General features: G+C 62.6%; 13 protein-coding genes. 4 read left to right on the top strand and 9 right to left on the bottom strand.

The genetic code is table 11. The annotated features are described in order from the left end of the window. Nucleotides 1-175: 175 nt before the first annotated feature. From ppa to ACLH0I_RS25900, 8 genes are all read right to left on the bottom strand, one after another. Complete coding sequence (gene ppa / locus ACLH0I_RS25935) at nucleotides 176-703, bottom strand: inorganic diphosphatase (protein WP_003205933.1); 528 nt, start codon at nucleotides 701-703, stop codon at nucleotides 176-178. 253 nt (nucleotides 704-956) lie between these two features. Continuing rightward, a complete protein-coding gene (locus ACLH0I_RS25930) occupies nucleotides 957-1,769 on the bottom strand; it encodes a zinc-dependent peptidase (protein ID WP_411385727.1) in 813 nt (270 codons plus the stop codon). Between the two features lie 5 nt (nucleotides 1,770-1,774). Beyond that, nucleotides 1,775-2,431 carry a DedA family protein gene (locus ACLH0I_RS25925; RefSeq protein WP_186730282.1) on the bottom strand — a complete coding sequence of 219 codons (657 nt, stop codon included), beginning with the start codon at nucleotides 2,429-2,431 and terminating at the stop codon, nucleotides 1,775-1,777. A 633-nt stretch (nucleotides 2,432-3,064) separates the two neighbouring features. Next, the gene (locus tag ACLH0I_RS25920) at nucleotides 3,065-3,529 is read right to left on the bottom strand and encodes a GNAT family N-acetyltransferase (protein WP_186706590.1); all 465 of its coding nucleotides are present in this window, start codon (nucleotides 3,527-3,529) and stop codon (nucleotides 3,065-3,067) included. 107 nt (nucleotides 3,530-3,636) lie between these two features. After that, nucleotides 3,637-4,461, bottom strand: a complete 825-nt coding sequence (gene eutC / locus ACLH0I_RS25915; protein ID WP_411385726.1) for an ethanolamine ammonia-lyase subunit EutC — start codon at nucleotides 4,459-4,461, stop codon at nucleotides 3,637-3,639. Between the two features lie 10 nt (nucleotides 4,462-4,471). Next, the gene (locus ACLH0I_RS25910; RefSeq protein WP_411385725.1) at nucleotides 4,472-5,866 is read right to left on the bottom strand and encodes an ethanolamine ammonia-lyase subunit EutB; all 1,395 of its coding nucleotides are present in this window, start codon (nucleotides 5,864-5,866) and stop codon (nucleotides 4,472-4,474) included. A 57-nt stretch (nucleotides 5,867-5,923) separates the two neighbouring features. Next, on the bottom strand, nucleotides 5,924-7,372 hold the full coding sequence (gene eat / locus ACLH0I_RS25905) for an ethanolamine permease (RefSeq protein ID WP_411385724.1): 1,449 nt from the start codon (nucleotides 7,370-7,372) through the stop codon (nucleotides 5,924-5,926). 238 nt (nucleotides 7,373-7,610) lie between these two features. Then, on the bottom strand, nucleotides 7,611-9,131 hold the full coding sequence (locus ACLH0I_RS25900; RefSeq protein ID WP_186706587.1) for an aldehyde dehydrogenase family protein: 1,521 nt from the start codon (nucleotides 9,129-9,131) through the stop codon (nucleotides 7,611-7,613). A gap of 544 nt (nucleotides 9,132-9,675) precedes the next feature. On the opposite strand from ACLH0I_RS25900, the gene ACLH0I_RS25895 reads away from it, so the two are divergent. From ACLH0I_RS25895 to ACLH0I_RS25880, 4 genes are all read left to right on the top strand, one after another. After that, nucleotides 9,676-11,595 carry a sigma-54-dependent Fis family transcriptional regulator gene (locus ACLH0I_RS25895; protein ID WP_411385723.1) on the top strand — a complete coding sequence of 640 codons (1,920 nt, stop codon included), beginning with the start codon at nucleotides 9,676-9,678 and terminating at the stop codon, nucleotides 11,593-11,595. A 368-nt stretch (nucleotides 11,596-11,963) separates the two neighbouring features. Further along, entirely contained in the window at nucleotides 11,964-13,313 is a 1,350-nt protein-coding gene (mpl, locus tag ACLH0I_RS25890) for a UDP-N-acetylmuramate:L-alanyl-gamma-D-glutamyl-meso-diaminopimelate ligase (RefSeq protein WP_411385722.1), read from the top strand. Next, nucleotides 13,310-13,942, top strand: coding sequence for a flavin prenyltransferase UbiX (gene ubiX / locus ACLH0I_RS25885; RefSeq protein ID WP_053189919.1), 633 nt, complete (start codon nucleotides 13,310-13,312; stop codon nucleotides 13,940-13,942). The genes mpl and ubiX overlap by 4 nt, the downstream gene beginning before the upstream one ends. Beyond that, on the top strand, nucleotides 13,935-14,219 hold the full coding sequence (locus ACLH0I_RS25880) for a YceK/YidQ family lipoprotein (RefSeq protein WP_186706584.1): 285 nt from the start codon (nucleotides 13,935-13,937) through the stop codon (nucleotides 14,217-14,219). Before ubiX ends, ACLH0I_RS25880 begins: the two co-directional genes overlap by 8 nt. Before the next feature lie 142 nt (nucleotides 14,220-14,361). Here the strand turns inward: ACLH0I_RS25880 and ACLH0I_RS25875 are convergent, their stop codons facing one another. After that, entirely contained in the window at nucleotides 14,362-15,003 is a 642-nt protein-coding gene (locus ACLH0I_RS25875) for an oxidoreductase (protein ID WP_411385721.1), read from the bottom strand. Nucleotides 15,004-15,007: the final 4 nt, after the last annotated feature.

Raw genomic sequence — 15,007 nt, 5'->3', positions numbered from 1 at the left:
TGTGTTTTCGGCAATAAACAGGTTGTTCAAATATATAAGATGATCTTTCCGTTTTTAGGATTTGAAAGGCGCGGGCTAAACGGGTTTAAACGATGTTAATACGAACTTGTATTAAGCTCCATTAAGGCATAAAAAAACCCCGGTGAAAACCGGGGTTCTTTATTCAAATACAGCTTCAGCCTTTGTAGGCGGCAACCGACTTGGTGATCGCTTCGCGGGCGGCGTCTGCACCGGCCCAGCCTTCGATCTTGACCCACTTGCCTTTTTCGAGATCTTTGTAGTTCGCGAAGAAGTGCTCGATCTGCTGGATCAGCAGCGGTGGCAGGTCGGTGTATTCCTTCACGTCGACGTACAGTTGCGACAGTTTGTCGTGTGGCACTGCGATGACTTTGGCGTCGCCGCCGCCGTCGTCGGTCATGTTCAGGATGCCGACTGGACGGGCGCGGATGACCGAGCCTGGGGCCACTGGGTAAGGGGTCACGACCAGCACGTCGAGGGGGTCGCCGTCGTCGGCCAGGGTGTTGGGGATGTAGCCGTAGTTGGCCGGGTAGAACATGGGGGTGGCCATGAAACGGTCAACGAACAGGCAGTCGCTGTCTTTGTCGATTTCGTATTTGATCGGGGCGTGGTTGGCCGGGATTTCGATCGCGACGTAGATGTCGTTCGGCAGGTCTTTGCCAGCCGGAATCTTGCTGTAGCTCATTGGGCGGTGCCCCCGTTAGTTGACCAAATGACTGGTCGGATTGACCAAAAAGTGGCGGCGATTATAGGCATATTCGGCCGCTGTTGCCACGCTACCAGGGTCTTAGGCTTTGTACGAAAAGTGCCTGCGCGACGATCATGCTGCGTTGAAAACAGGCTCGGAATGCTCATTGACAACCAGTCAACTCCGCTTCCTCGCCTGTTTTCGCCTTGCCTGATCGCCGCTCGGCGACTTTTCGTACAAACCCTAGACCTTAGTATGACGCCTGGTAGACCGGATCTTCGGCCTGAAGTTGCCGCAGCCGGGCCAATGGATCCTGGCGGTAGAACGCCTTGAGCTGTTCATACACCCGTGGATAGGCCTGGTGCAGCAGGTCCGGGGCGCTGAAGAAGTATTCGCTGGTGACGGCGAAGAACTCGGCGGGGTTTTCGGCGGCGTAGGGATCGATGGCGGTTTGTGCGTCGGGGTTGTGGTCGAGTTGGCGGTCGAGGTCGTCGAAGGCTTGCTGCATGGCCTCGGCCCAGTCGCTGACGCGCATGTCGGCGTGCAGCGGTGGCAGGCCGTTGGCGTCGCCGTTGAGCATGTCGAGTTTGTGCGCCAGTTCGTGGATCACCAGGTTGTAGCCGTCCCAGCCGCCGCTGGCCATGACGCCGTCCCAGGCCAGGATGATCGGCCCTTGGGGCCAGGCTTCGCCGCTGTGTTCGCCGTCCCACTCGTGTTCGATGCCGCTGGCGTCGCGGTAGCGTTGGGGGCTGAGGAAGTCGTCGGGGTAGAGGACGATTTCGTGGAAGCCCTGGTACCAATTCAGGTCGCCGAGGTGCATCAGTGGCAATTGGGCTTGGGCGGCGAGCAGCAGGCGTTGTTCCTGGTGCAGCTCGACGCCGGGCAGGGCGGTGAGGTGTTTGTCGTGGAGGAACAGCACGCAGGCTTCCCGCAGCCATTGGTCCTCGGCGGCGCTGATGCCGTCGAGGAAGCTCAATTGTTGGCGCACCCGCTGCCAGATGTCCTCGGCCACGGGGTGTTTGGCGAGGGTGCGTCGGCGGCGCCAGTTGCTCAGGGACCACATGGCGATCAGCGCGGTTGGGCTTTCGAGGCGCGCTGGCTCAGTTTGCTGCGCACCAGGCTGATGATCATCGGCAGCAGCGACAGCAGGATGATGCCGACCACCAGCAGCGACAGGTTCTGCTTGATGAAGGGCACGTTGCCGAAGAAGTAGCCGAGGGTCACCAGGCCGCCGACCCAGAGGACGGTGCCGAGTACGCTGAAGCCGAAGAAACGCAGGTAGTTCATTTTGCCGACGCCGGCGACGAAGGGGGCGAAGGTGCGGATGATCGGCAGGAAACGCGCCAGGGTCACGGTTTTGCCGCCGTGTTTGGCGTAGAAGTCATGGGTTTGCTGCAGGTAGTCGCGGCGGAAGATTTTCGAGTTGGGGTTGCTGAAGAGTTTTTCGCCAGCGGTGCGGCCGATGAGGTAGTTGGTGCTGTCGCCGAGGATGGCCGCGAGCATCAGCAGGCCGCCCAGCAGGACGGGGTCCATGGCGCCACCGGCGGCGACGGCGCCAGCGATGAACAGCAGGGAATCGCCCGGCAGGAACGGCATGACCACCAGGCCGGTTTCACAGAAGATCACCAGGAACAGGATGGCGTAGACCCACGTCCCGTAGTTGGTCACCAGCATGTCGAGGTAGACGTCGAGATGCAGGATGAGGTCGAGGGGGTTGAAATCCATGTATGGCACCTGTGGTGGCGGCCCGACTCGGCAGGCGGTGGGTCTGGCTTTGAGTATGGCTACAGGGTGTGTAGCTTTTTCTTACAAGCTGGGAAGAGCGGCATTATACGGTGGGGCGGGGGGAGTGCGGGGGGAGTTTGTAGCTGGGGATTTCTGAGGGATTGCCTGGATGAGGCGTGGCTCGGACCGCTTTTGTGGCGAGGGAGCTTGCTCCCGCTGGAGCGCGAAGCGGTCCTAACAGCTGCCACCGCGGTCATCCTGATGTGCCGCGTGCTCAGGGATTGGGGCTGCTGCGCAGCCCAGCGGGAGCAAGCTCCCTCGCCACAAGGGGGTTACTCGGCCACGAAGTTTCATTCCGTCACAAGGACGGTGGTGCTAAGGGAGGGCTTTGGTTGTTGGGTCTGTAATGGGTGCTGGCGCAGGCTGTCTTGTGTGGCGAGGGAGCTTGCTCCCGCTGGAGCGCGAAGCGGTCCCAACAGCAGCCATCGCGGTCATCCTGATGTACCACATGGTCAGGGATTGGGGCTGCTGCGCAGCCCAGCGGGAGCAAGCTCCCTCGCCACAAGGGTTTCACTCGGCCACAGAGGTTTGATCGCTCCCACGCGGAGCGTGGGGACGATCAGTCCGCGGTCATCAGGTCAAATCTTCGCTGATCGGCAACACGTAGTTCTTGAACTCGGTATCTTCCTTGAACCCAATCGATTCGTAGGTCTTCTGCGCGACTTCGTTGTTGCTGCTGGTGGAGACGCGCATGCGGACGGCGTTGGTTTCCTTGGCCATTTTTTTTGCGGTGCGGATCAGGTTGTCGGCCACCAGCTGGCGGCGGGCGTCTTCGGCGACGTAGATGTCGTTGAGGATCCACACGCGCTTGAGGGACAGGGAGGAGTAGCTCGGGTAGAGCTGGCAGAAGCCCAGCAGCCGGTTGTCATCGTCATCGGGCAGGGCCAGGTAGATCACCGACTCTTTGCGGCGCAGGCGCTTTTCGAGGAAGGCCCGGGACGAATCCGGATAGGGCAGTGAGCCGTAGAACTCCCGGTATTTGACGAACAATGGGGTCAGCAGGTCCAGGTGTTCCAGGGTTGCTTGGATAATCCGCATGGTAGGTCTCGTCTGCAAGGGTCGACAGATATTCAGACAACACTGTCGCGCTGCCGTGCTTTTGATGCTGCCTGAAAGCGGATCAAAAACGCAATCGGATAAACGGATCAGTCGCGGGGCGGCGCCAGTAGGAAATTACCTTTCATATCGGCAGCGTTTTCCGACTCTAGCGTGTTTACCTGGGCTTCGTCCTTCAGATTGACCCCCGAGAGCTGCCGGCGGCAGGCCTCGCGCATCAGGTAGATCAGGCGATGGGCCGCCATGCCGTAGCTCAGGCCTTCGAGGCGAACGTTGGAGATGCAGTTGCGATAGGCATCGTTCAGGCCGACCTTGGGGGCGTAGGTGAAATACAGCCCCAGGCTGTCGGGGGAGCTGAGGCCGGGGCGTTCGCCGATCAGGATCACCGACATCTTGGCACCGAGCCGTTCGGCCACTTCATCGGCCACGGCGACGCGGCCTTGCTCCACCAAAACGATGGGCGACACCGACCAGCCTTCAGCCGCGATCTGTTCTTCCAGCCGCGCCAGGAATGGCAAGGTATGGCGATGTACCGCCAACGCCGACAGGCCGTCAGCCACGACAATGGCCAGGTCCACGCCGCCCGGATGGGCCGCCGCGTACGCGTCCAGGGTTTGCGCGGATGCCTCATCGAGCCGTCGGCCCAGGTCCGGGCGCTGTAGATAACTGTCGCGGTCGCTGGCCGCGCTATGGAGCAACAGGCTCTCACGGCCGCGTTCATCCAGTTGGTCGCGAATGCCTTGGTGGTCGAACGCCAGGTGCACGGCATCACGGGCCTGGGCGTGGGCGAATTGGAAATCCAGTTGCGCGGAGGTCGGCAGGCTGGTGCCGGTGCGGCCCAGGGCGATGCGCGCCGGGGTGAGGTTGCGCAGGTTCAGCCAGGGGTTTTGTGGATCGACAGGTGATTTATCCATGGCAGGTCTCTTATCCCAAGTGCGCTAAGGCATGACGAAACGCTGGTGGCAGGTTGTCGCCGAACCGCACCCGGCCATCGGCCTGGGTGAAGATGCCCATGTTCGCCAGCCAGGTTTCGAATTCCGGCGCCGGCTTGAGGCCCAGGGTCTGGCGGGCGTAGAGGGCGTCGTGGAACGAGGTGGTCTGGTAGTTGAGCATGATGTCGTCGGAGCCGGGGATGCCCATGATGAAGTTGATCCCGGCCACGCCCAGCAGGGTCAGCAGGGTGTCCATGTCGTCCTGGTCGGCTTCGGCGTGGTTGGTGTAGCAGATGTCGCAGCCCATCGGCACGCCGAGCAACTTGCCGCAGAAGTGGTCTTCGAGGCCGGCGCGGATGATTTGTTTACCGTTGTAGAGGTATTCCGGGCCGATGAAGCCTACAACCGTGTTCACCAAAAACGGGTTGAAATGTCGCGCCACGGCGTAGGCCCGCGTCTCGCAGGTCTGTTGATCGACGCCGTGGTGGGCGTTGGCCGACAGCGCGCTGCCCTGGCCGGTTTCGAAATACATCAGGTTGTTGCCGAGGGTGCCGCGATTCAGGCTGAGGCCGGCGTCGTGGCCTTCCTTCAAGATGTTCAGGCTGATGCCGAAACTGGCGTTGGCCGCTTCGGTGCCGGCGATGGACTGGAACACCAGGTCCAGGGGCACGCCGCGGTTGGCCGCTTCGATGGACGTGGTGACGTGGGTCAGCACGCAGCCCTGGGTGGGGATGTCGTAGCGCTGGATGATGGCATCGAGCATTTCCAGCATGGCGCAGATCGAGGCCGTGCTGTCGGTGGCCGGGTTGATGCCGATCATGGCGTCGCCGTTGCCGTAGAGCAGGCCGTCGAGGATGCTCGCGGCGATCCCGGCCGGTTCGTCGGTGGGGTGGTTGGGTTGCAGGCGGGTGGACAGGCGCCCGCGCAGGCCGAGGGTGCCGCGGAACTTGGTGACGACGCGGATTTTCTGCGCCACCAGCACCAGATCCTGCACGCGCATGATCTTCGACACGGCGGCGACCATTTCCGGGGTCAGGCCGGGAGCGAGTGCCCGCAGGCTCTGTTCATCGGCGGCGTCGCTGAGCAGCCAGTCGCGAAAACCGCCGACGGTGAGGTGGCTGACGGCGGCAAAGGCTTGTTTGTCGTGGGTGTCGACGATCAACCGGGTGACTTCGTCGACCTCGTAAGGAATCAGCATTTCTTGCAGGAAATGGCTGAGGGGCAGGTCGGCCAACGCCATTTGCGCGGCCACGCGCTCGCCATCGTTGAGAGCGGCGATCTCGGCCAGGAAGTCCCCGGAACGGGCCGGGCTGGCCTTGGCCATCAGGTCTTTGAGGCTGTCGAAGCGGTAGGTCTGGGCGCCGACCGTGTGTGCAAAGCTGGCCATACAGGTTCTCCGTGACGGCGCCGCTGGGCGGCGCCGTGGTTTTCGGCACGTTACGGCTTAGTGCAGGGCTTCTTCGGCTTTTTGAATGGCCGCGAATTCCTCTTCGGGCGTGCCTGCGACCAAGTGATGCCGACTGTAGAAAGCAAAGTAAGCAATTAGCACTCCATAGATGATCGCGGCGCCGATCACCACCCGTGGATCGACCAGGAAGCCCGCCACCACGGCGATGCACGCCAACACCAGGGCGACGCCCGAGGTGAAGATGCCGCCCGGCGTGCGGTATGGCCGGTCCATTTTGGGGCGACGGATGCGCAGGGTGATGTGCGCGGCCATCATCAGCACGTAGGAAATGGTCGCGCCGAACACCGCCACCAGAATCAGCAAGTCGCCCTGGCCGGTCAAGGACAGGCCGAAACCGATGATGCCGGGAATCACCAGTGCCAGGACCGGTGCCTTGCTTTTATTGGTTTCCGAGAGTTTGCGTGGCAGGTAGCCGGCGCGGGACAAGGCGAAGATCTGCCGCGAATAGGCGTAGATGATCGAGAAGAAACTCGCGATCAAACCGGCCAGGCCGACGAGGTTGACGAAGCTGCCCATCCAGGTCGAACCGCCGTAGGCCTTGGCCAGGGCTTCCACCAGCGGATTGCCCGAGGTCATCAGCGCGTTGGAGCCGGCGCCGCCCGGGCCGATCACCAGGATCAGCAGGGCGAAGGCCACCAGCACCAGCATGGCGCCGATCAGGCCGCGTGGCAGGTCGCGCTTGGGGTTCTTGGTTTCTTCAGCGGCCAGGGGCACGCCTTCCACGGCGAGGAAAAACCAGATGGCATAAGGGATCGCCGCCCAGACGCCGACGTAGCCGAAGGGCAGGAACGGACTGGCGCCCACCGCTTCCTTGACCGGGATGTCCAACAGGTTGGCAACGTTGAAGTGCGGCACCATTGCCACCAGGAAAACCCCCAGCGCCAGGGCGGCGACGGCGGTGATGATGAACATCAGCTTGAGCGCTTCGCCGACGCCAAATATGTGGATGGCGATGAAGATGATGTAGAACGCCAGGTAGATCATCCAGCCGCCAATGCCGAACAACGACTGGCAATAGGCGCCGATGAACACGGCAATCGCCGCCGGGGCGATGGCGTACTCGATCAAAATCGCCGTGCCCGTGAGAAACCCGCCCCAGGGCCCGAAGGCGCTGCGGGCAAACCCGTAGCCGCCGCCGGCGGTGGGGATCATCGAGGACAGCTCGGCGAGGGAAAAGCACATGCACAGGTACATCGCGGCCATCAGCAGCGTGGCGAGGAACATCCCGCCCCAGCCGCCCTGGGCCAGGCCGAAGTTCCAGCCGGCGTAGTCACCGGAAATGACATAGGCCACGCCCAGGCCCACCAGCAGGACCCAGCCCGCCGCGCCTTTTTTCAGTTCGCGTTGTTGGAAATAATCGGAACCGACTTTTTCGAAGTCGACCGAGGACGTTGCCGGTTGCGGGTTTGCATGATCGCTTGGCATAAGGGTTTACCTGTTTTTATTGTTTTTTGGCCCTGTTGGAGCGGGGCTGCTCTTGGAACCGGTGTGTTGCATACAGCATGGATGCAAGCTGGACCGCCGCTATCGCGAGCAAGCTCGCTCCCACAGTGGATCTACTTCAACCCTGAAGGAGAGTTATCCACAAATCCCTGTGGGAGCGAGCTTGCTCGCGATAGCGATCTAAAGGGCCAGGCAGAATGACCTGCCTGGCCCCAAGGGCTTAGAAGAACCCCAACGGATTGATGTCGTAGCTCACCAGCAAATTCTTGGTCTGCTGGTAATGATCGAGCATCATCTTGTGCGTCTCACGCCCGACGCCGGACTTCTTGTAGCCACCGAACGCGGCATGCGCCGGGTACAGGTGGTAGCAGTTGGTCCACACGCGACCGGCCTTGATCGCCCGGCCCATGCGGTAGGCGCGGTTGATGTCGCGGGTCCAGAGGCCGGCGCCGAGGCCGAACTCGGTGTCGTTGGCGATCGCCAGGGCTTCGGCTTCGTCCTTGAAGGTGGTAATGCTCACCACTGGACCGAAGATTTCTTCCTGGAACACGCGCATCTTGTTGGTGCCCTTGAGCAGGGTCGGCTGGATGTAATACCCGGTCGCCAGGTTGCCTTCGAGTTTTTCCACCTTGCCGCCAGTCAACAGCTCGGCGCCTTCGCCCTTGGCGATTTCCAGGTACGAAAGAATCTTGTCGAATTGCTGCTCGGACGCCTGGGCGCCGACCATGGTGTCGGTGTCCAGCGGGTCGCCGCGTTTTATCTGCAGGACTTTCTTCATCACTACTTGCATGAATTCGTCGTAGATCGACTCCTGCACCAGGGCGCGGGATGGGCAGGTGCAGACTTCGCCCTGGTTGAAGAACGCCAGCACCAGGCCTTCGGCGGCTTTCTCGATGAAGCTTGGCTCGGCCTGCATGATGTCTTCGAAGAAGATGTTCGGCGACTTGCCGCCCAGCTCCACGGTGGACGGGATGATGTTCTCGGCGGCGCATTTCATGATGTGCGAGCCCACCGGGGTCGAGCCGGTGAAGGCGATCTTGGCGATGCGCTTGCTGGTGGCGAGGGCTTCGCCGGCCTCTTTGCCGAAACCTTGCACCACGTTCAGTACGCCGGGTGGCAGCAGGTCGCCGATCAGCTCCATGAGCACGCAGATGCCCAGTGGAGTTTGCTCGGCCGGCTTGAGCACCACGCAGTTACCGGCGGCCAGGGCCGGGGCGAGTTTCCAGGCGGCCATCAGCAGCGGGAAGTTCCACGGGATGATCTGCCCGACCACGCCCAGCGGTTCGTGGATGTGATAGGCCACGGTGTTGCCGTCGATCTCGGCGGCGCTGCCTTCCTGGGCCCGCAGGCAACCGGCGAAGTAGCGGAAGTGGTCGGCGGCCAGGGGGATGTCGGCGTTGAGGGTTTCGCGTACGGCCTTGCCGTTGTCCCAGGATTCGGTGATCGCCAGCACTTCAAGGTTGGCTTCGATGCGGTCGGCGATTTTCAGCAGGATCAGCGAACGGGCCTGGACCGAGGTGGCGCCCCAGGCATCGGCGGCGGCGTGGGCGGCGTCCAGGGCTTTGTCGATGTCTTCGGCCGTGGAGCGCGGGAATTCGGCAATGGGCTGGCCATTGACCGGGGATGTGTTGGTGAAGTACTGACCTTTGACAGGCGCGACGAACTCGCCGCCGATGTAGTTACCGTATTTAGCCTTGAACGAAACGATAGCGCCTTCAGTACCGGGGTGAGCGTAACGCATGATGAGTTCTCCTTGGCTTTTGTGCTTATTAGGGAGCCGCGCAAATTCGCGCTGGTACTTAAGCCTAGAGCAAAGGTTGGGCCATTGCCTTGCAGGGCCCGGAAATCAAGACTTTAGGAGGAGTTGGCCGGACAAACGGAGGGGCTGTGTGACGCTTGCGATACAGCGGGTGTGACAGTTTGTGCCAGATGCGAGACAGTCTGTGACCGGCAGGTCGCGCCAGCATTGCAAAGGCGGTTGGGCTGGAGGATGCTGGCTCCGACGGCGAGGCCATGGACGGAGCGCTTTTGTGGCAAGACTGCTTTTCTTGCAGGACTGTTTGGGTGACAAGACCGCTTTTGTGGCGAGGGAGCTTGCTCCCGCTGGACCGCGAAGCGGTCCCCCAAAGCCAATTCGGTCAGCCTGATACACCGCAAACTCAGGTTTTGGGGCTGCTGCGCAGCCCAGCGGGAGCGAGCTCCCTCGCCACAAGGTTGGGTGTTCACAGTTGGATATTCACCAGTTGCTCCAGTGAGGCAGATCCTTCGGGGAGAACAATAAAAAAATGCACAGCAACCATTTGAGTCGCCATGCCCAGCAAGTCCTGACGGTCACCCAGGGCAAGGCCCATTTGCAGGGCCCTGGCAGCGATCCGTCGATTGCCCGTTCCTGGCTGCGCTGCCTCGAGGACTATCACCTCGACCCGGCCCAGAACCTGGCGCCGACGGTGCTTGAGCATGGCCGGGTGCTGGAGAGCCGCGAGCGCTTGCAGCAAGTGCTGCACATCGCCGGCAATGAAATGACCAGCCTGCACCAGCAACTCTCCGGCGCCGGCCACGCGGTGCTGCTCACCGACGCCCGGGGCGTGATCCTCAACTGCGTCACCGCCCCCAGCGAACGGAAGATTTTCGAACGGGCCGGCCTCTGGCTCGGCGCCGACTGGAGCGAAGCCTGCGAAGGCACCAACGGCATCGGCACCTGCCTGGTGGAGCGCCAGGCCCTGACCATTCACCAGGAAGAACACTTTCGTGGCCGCCACACCGGCCTGACCTGCTCGGCCAGCCCGGTGTTCGATCCCCACGGCGAATTGCTGGCGGTGCTCGACGTGTCCTCGGCCCGGCCGGACGTGTCGCGCCAGAGCCAGTTCCACACCATGGCCCTGGTCAATCTCTCGGCGAAGATGATCGAGAGCTGCTACTTCCTGCGTTGCTTCGACAATCAATGGCTGCTGCGCTTCCACTTGCAGGCCGAGTCCGTAGGACTATTCAGCGAAGGCTTGATGGCCTTCGACGGCGACGGGCGGATCTGCGCGGTCAATCAGAGCGCGCTCAATCTCTTGGGACATATTCGCGGAGGCTTGCTCGGTCAGCGGGTCGAGGACTTCTTCGACTGTTCACTGGACGAGTTGCTGGGCCGGGCCAGCGCCCAGGCCAGCGCCAGTTGGCCGTTGCGCACCCGTGACGGCCGGCATTTGTTCGCCGTGTTGCGTGGCCAGCCCCGCAGCGTGCCGGTGCCGGTCGCGCCGTTGCTCAAGGCCATCGAGCCCGCGCGGCTGCCGGGCATCTGCCTGGGCGACGCGGCGTTGCAGGAGCATTTTCGCAAGGCGCTGCGGGTCTACGAGCGCGATGTGCCGCTGCTGATCCAGGGTGAAACCGGCTCCGGCAAGGAGGCGTTCGCCAAGGCCGTGCACCACGCCAGCCAGCGCGCCGGGAAAAACTTCGTCGCCCTCAACTGCGCGGCCATCCCGGAAAGCCTGATCGAGAGCGAGCTGTTCGGTTATCGCGGCGGCAGTTTTACCGGCGCACGCAAGGAGGGCATGCGCGGCAAGCTGCAACAGGCCGACGGCGGTACGCTGTTCCTTGATGAAATCGGCGACATGCCCCTGGCTTTGCAGACCCGCTTGCTGCGGGTGTTGGAAGATCGCCAGGTGGTGCCCATTGGTGGCGAGCCCGAGGCGGTGAACGTGCGCATCATCAGCGCCACTCACCGGCAACTGCTCGACCGCGTTCGCGATGGCAGCTTTCGTGAGGATTTGTATTACCGCCTTAATGGCTTGGAAATCCCCCTCCCAGCGTTGCGCGAACGCAGTGACAAGTCGCAGTTGCTGGATTTCCTGTTGGCTGAAGAGAGCGGCGCCGAGACGGTGTTCATCGACGAGCCGGCGCGCCAGGCATTGCTGGGCTTCGACTGGCCGGGCAACGTGCGACAACTGCGCAATGTGCTGCGCACCCTTGCCGCTTTGTGTGATGGCGGGCGGATAGGGCTGGAGGATTTGCCAGCGATGATCCGCCAGCGTCCGGTTGCGCCGGTTGAAGCCCCGACTGAACACCCGCTGGCAGATGCCGAGCGCGTGGCATTGCTCGATGCGCTGGAACGCCAGCGCTGGCACATGACCCACACGGCGGAACAACTGGGGATCAGCCGCAATACCCTTTACCGCAAGTTGCGTAAACACGCGATTGCCCGCTGTGCCACTGACAATTGAACTGCTGACTGCTGACTGCTGACTGCTTGGCAACTGACTGCTTTTGTGGCGAGGGAGCTTGCTCCCGCTGGGCTGCGCAGCAGCCCCAAGCTTTTTTCCCACCCTGAAACCGAAGGCGACTGCTGCGCAGTCGAGCGGGAGCAAGCTCCCTCGCCACAAAAGCAGCCGGTAGCAAGCCGGGGTTGTGCGGTCAACTGTGGGAGCGAGCTTGCTCGCGAAGGGGCCTGTCCATTCAACATGGATGCAACCTGAACCACCGCTTTCGCGAGCAGGCTCGCTCCCACACTGGATCTCGGTGTGGGGCTCAAACACAAGGTGCGATTTTCCCCTCCCTACGCTAACCTGCGGCCATGTTTACGAGGTCGACTATGCACATCCATATTCTCGGTATTTGCGGCACTTTCATGGGTTCGATGGCGGTCCTGGCCAAGGAGCTGGGCCATCATGTGACCGGTTCCGACGCCAACGTCTACCCGCCGATGAGCACGCAGCTGGAGGCCCAGGGCATCGAGCTGACCCAAGGCTATGACCCGGCGCAACTGGACCCCGCGCCAGACCTGGTGGTCATCGGCAACGCCATGTCCCGTGGCAACCCGGCGGTGGAGTACGTGCTCAACAAAGGCCTGCCCTACGTATCCGGGCCGCAGTGGTTGGCCGATCACGTGTTGCAGGGCCGTTGGGTCCTGGCCGTGGCCGGCACCCATGGCAAGACCACCACCAGCAGCATGCTCGCCTGGGTGTTGGAGCACGCGGGCATGAGCCCGGGCTTCCTGATCGGTGGCGTGCCGCAGAATTTCTCGGTGTCGGCGCGCCTGGGTGGCACGCCGTTCTTCGTGATCGAGGCCGACGAATACGACAGCGCGTTTTTCGATAAGCGTTCGAAATTCGTCCACTACCGTCCACGCACGGCGATCCTCAACAACCTTGAGTTCGATCATGCCGATATCTTCCCCGATCTACCGGCCATCGAGCGGCAGTTCCACCACTTGGTGCGCATCATTCCCAGCGAAGGCCTGGTGATTCACCCGACCACTGAGCCGGCGTTGCAGCGCGTCATTGAAATGGGCTGCTGGACCCCGGTGCAGACCACCGGCGTGGGCGGTCAGTGGCAGGTGAAGTTGCTCAAGGATGACGGTTCGCAGTTCGAAGTCATGTTCGAAGGCCAGTCCCAAGGCGTGGTCGAGTGGGACATGACCGGCCAGCACAACGTTGCCAATGCCTTGGCGACCCTGGCGGCAGCCCGTCATGTCGGCGTGGTGCCGTCCATGGGCATTGCCGCGTTGAGCGCGTTTAAAAGCGTGAAGCGGCGGATGGAGAAGGTCGCCGAGGTCAACGGCATCACCATTTATGACGACTTCGCCCACCACCCGACGGCCATCGCCACCACCCTCGACGGTCTGCGCAAGCGCATCGGTGACGCGCCGCTGGTGGCGATCATCGAGCCGCGTTCCAATTCCATGAAGCTCGGCGCCCACCGCGACGGCCTGCCGGAAAGCGTGGTCGATGCCGACCAGGTGATCTGGTACGCACCGGCCAACCTCGGCTGGGACCTCGGCGCCACCGCCGCGCTGTGCACGGTGCCGTCGATTGTCAGCGATTCCCTGGAGGGCATCATCGAGCGCGTGAAAAGCCAGGCCCAGCCCGGCACCCACGTGGTGATCATGAGCAACGGCGGCTTCGGCGGCCTGCACGGCAAACTCGCCGAGGCGCTGAAATGAGCAACGGCCCGGAACGCATCACGCTGGCGATGACCGGTGCGTCCGGCGCCCAGTACGGCTTGCGCCTGCTCGATTGCCTGGTGCGCGAGGACCGCGAAGTGCATTTCCTGATCTCCAAGGCCGCGCAACTGGTGATGGCCACCGAGACCGACGTGACCCTGCCGTCCAAGACCCAGATGATGCAGGCCTTCCTCACCGAATACACCGGTGCGGCGGCGGGGCAGATTCGTGTGTACGGCAAGGAAGACTGGATGTCGCCGGTGGCCTCGGGCTCCGGCGCGCCAGCAGCGATGGTGGTGGTGCCGTGTTCCACCGGGACGCTGTCGGCGATTGCCACCGGGGCCTGCAACAACCTCATCGAACGGGCGGCGGACGTCACGCTCAAGGAGCGCCGCCAGTTGATTCTGGTGCCGCGGGAAGCGCCGTATTCGAGCATTCACCTGGAGCACATGCTCAAACTGTCGAACATGGGCGTGACCATCCTGCCGGCGTCGCCGGGTTTCTATCACCAGCCGCAGACCATCGACGACCTGATCGATTTCGTGGTCGCGCGGATCCTCAATCTGCTGAACATTCCCCAGGACATGTTGCCCCGTTGGGGCGAGCATCATTTGAGCAGTGATGAGTAAGCTGCTGATCGTGCTGCTGGCGCTGCAACTGACCGGCTGCGCCACCGCCCGCACCCTCGACGCGGCCAAGCCGGGCGCGCCGGTGGTCTACGCCGGCACGCGCCTGGACTTGTATGCCCTGAAGGGTGGCTGCTGCGCCAAGGACCGCTTTGGGGCCGAGGCGCCGAGTTACCCGGGCGTGGACCTGCCGGGTAGCGCGCTGTTGGATACCTTGTTGTTGCCGTTGTCGTTGTTCACGGCATTAGGCGTAGGGTTCCGGGCGACAGGCGGGTTGTAGCAAACACCACAATGAGTGCTTGGCTTTGGATTGGCGGTGCTTCCCATCGCGAGCAAGCTCGCTCCCACAGAGATTGCGGTCCAACTCGGTCCACTGTGGGAGCGAGCTTGCTCGCGATGGCTTCTGTCCAGGCACCACAGGGCTATTTGCCAAGCCTGCGCAACTCATCCGACTCCACCACCCGCACCCCATCCTGTTCTTCCAGCGCCAGACGCCACATGGCCCGGGCCAGTTGGCAGGCTTCGATGCCATGGTATTTGCCGGGGATCAGCTTCGACAACGGCCCGGCCAGTTGCTCGGCCAGGCGCGGTTCGACGCGGTCGCCCAGCAGCAGGGAAGGGCGGCAAATGGTCAGTTGCGGCCAGCCCTGGGCCTTGAGGGCCGCCTCCATCTCACCCTTGACCCGGTTGTAGAAGAGCGATGACTTGGCATCGGCCCCCAACGCGCTGATCACCACCAAATGCCGTGCGCCCAGTTCCCGGGCGCGCTTGGCAAACGCCAGGACCAGGTCCAGGTCCACCGCGCGGAAGGCTTGCTCGGAGCCGGCTTTCTTGAGGGTGGTGCCAAGGCAGCAAAAGGCAATGTCGACCTGGCCACTGAGTTGTGGCAGCACCTGGGCCGGCTCCCCTACCGGGTTTTCCAAGTGTGGATGCTCGGCCAGTGGCCGGCGTGAAGGCGCCAATACACGGGTGATGGTCGGCTCGTTGAGCAGCCGGTCCAGTAGGTGTTCCCCGGTCAATCCGGTCGCACCGGCGAGCAAAACATGCTGAGGCGTCAAGTACATAGTG

Origin of the sequence: Pseudomonas sp. MPB03, assembly GCF_046605385.1 — a bacterium.
Classification (GTDB): domain Bacteria; phylum Pseudomonadota; class Gammaproteobacteria; order Pseudomonadales; family Pseudomonadaceae; genus Aquipseudomonas; species Aquipseudomonas zanjanensis.
Note: the sequence above shows the minus strand (reverse complement) of the source record. Positions and strands in the feature narration are given on the sequence as shown.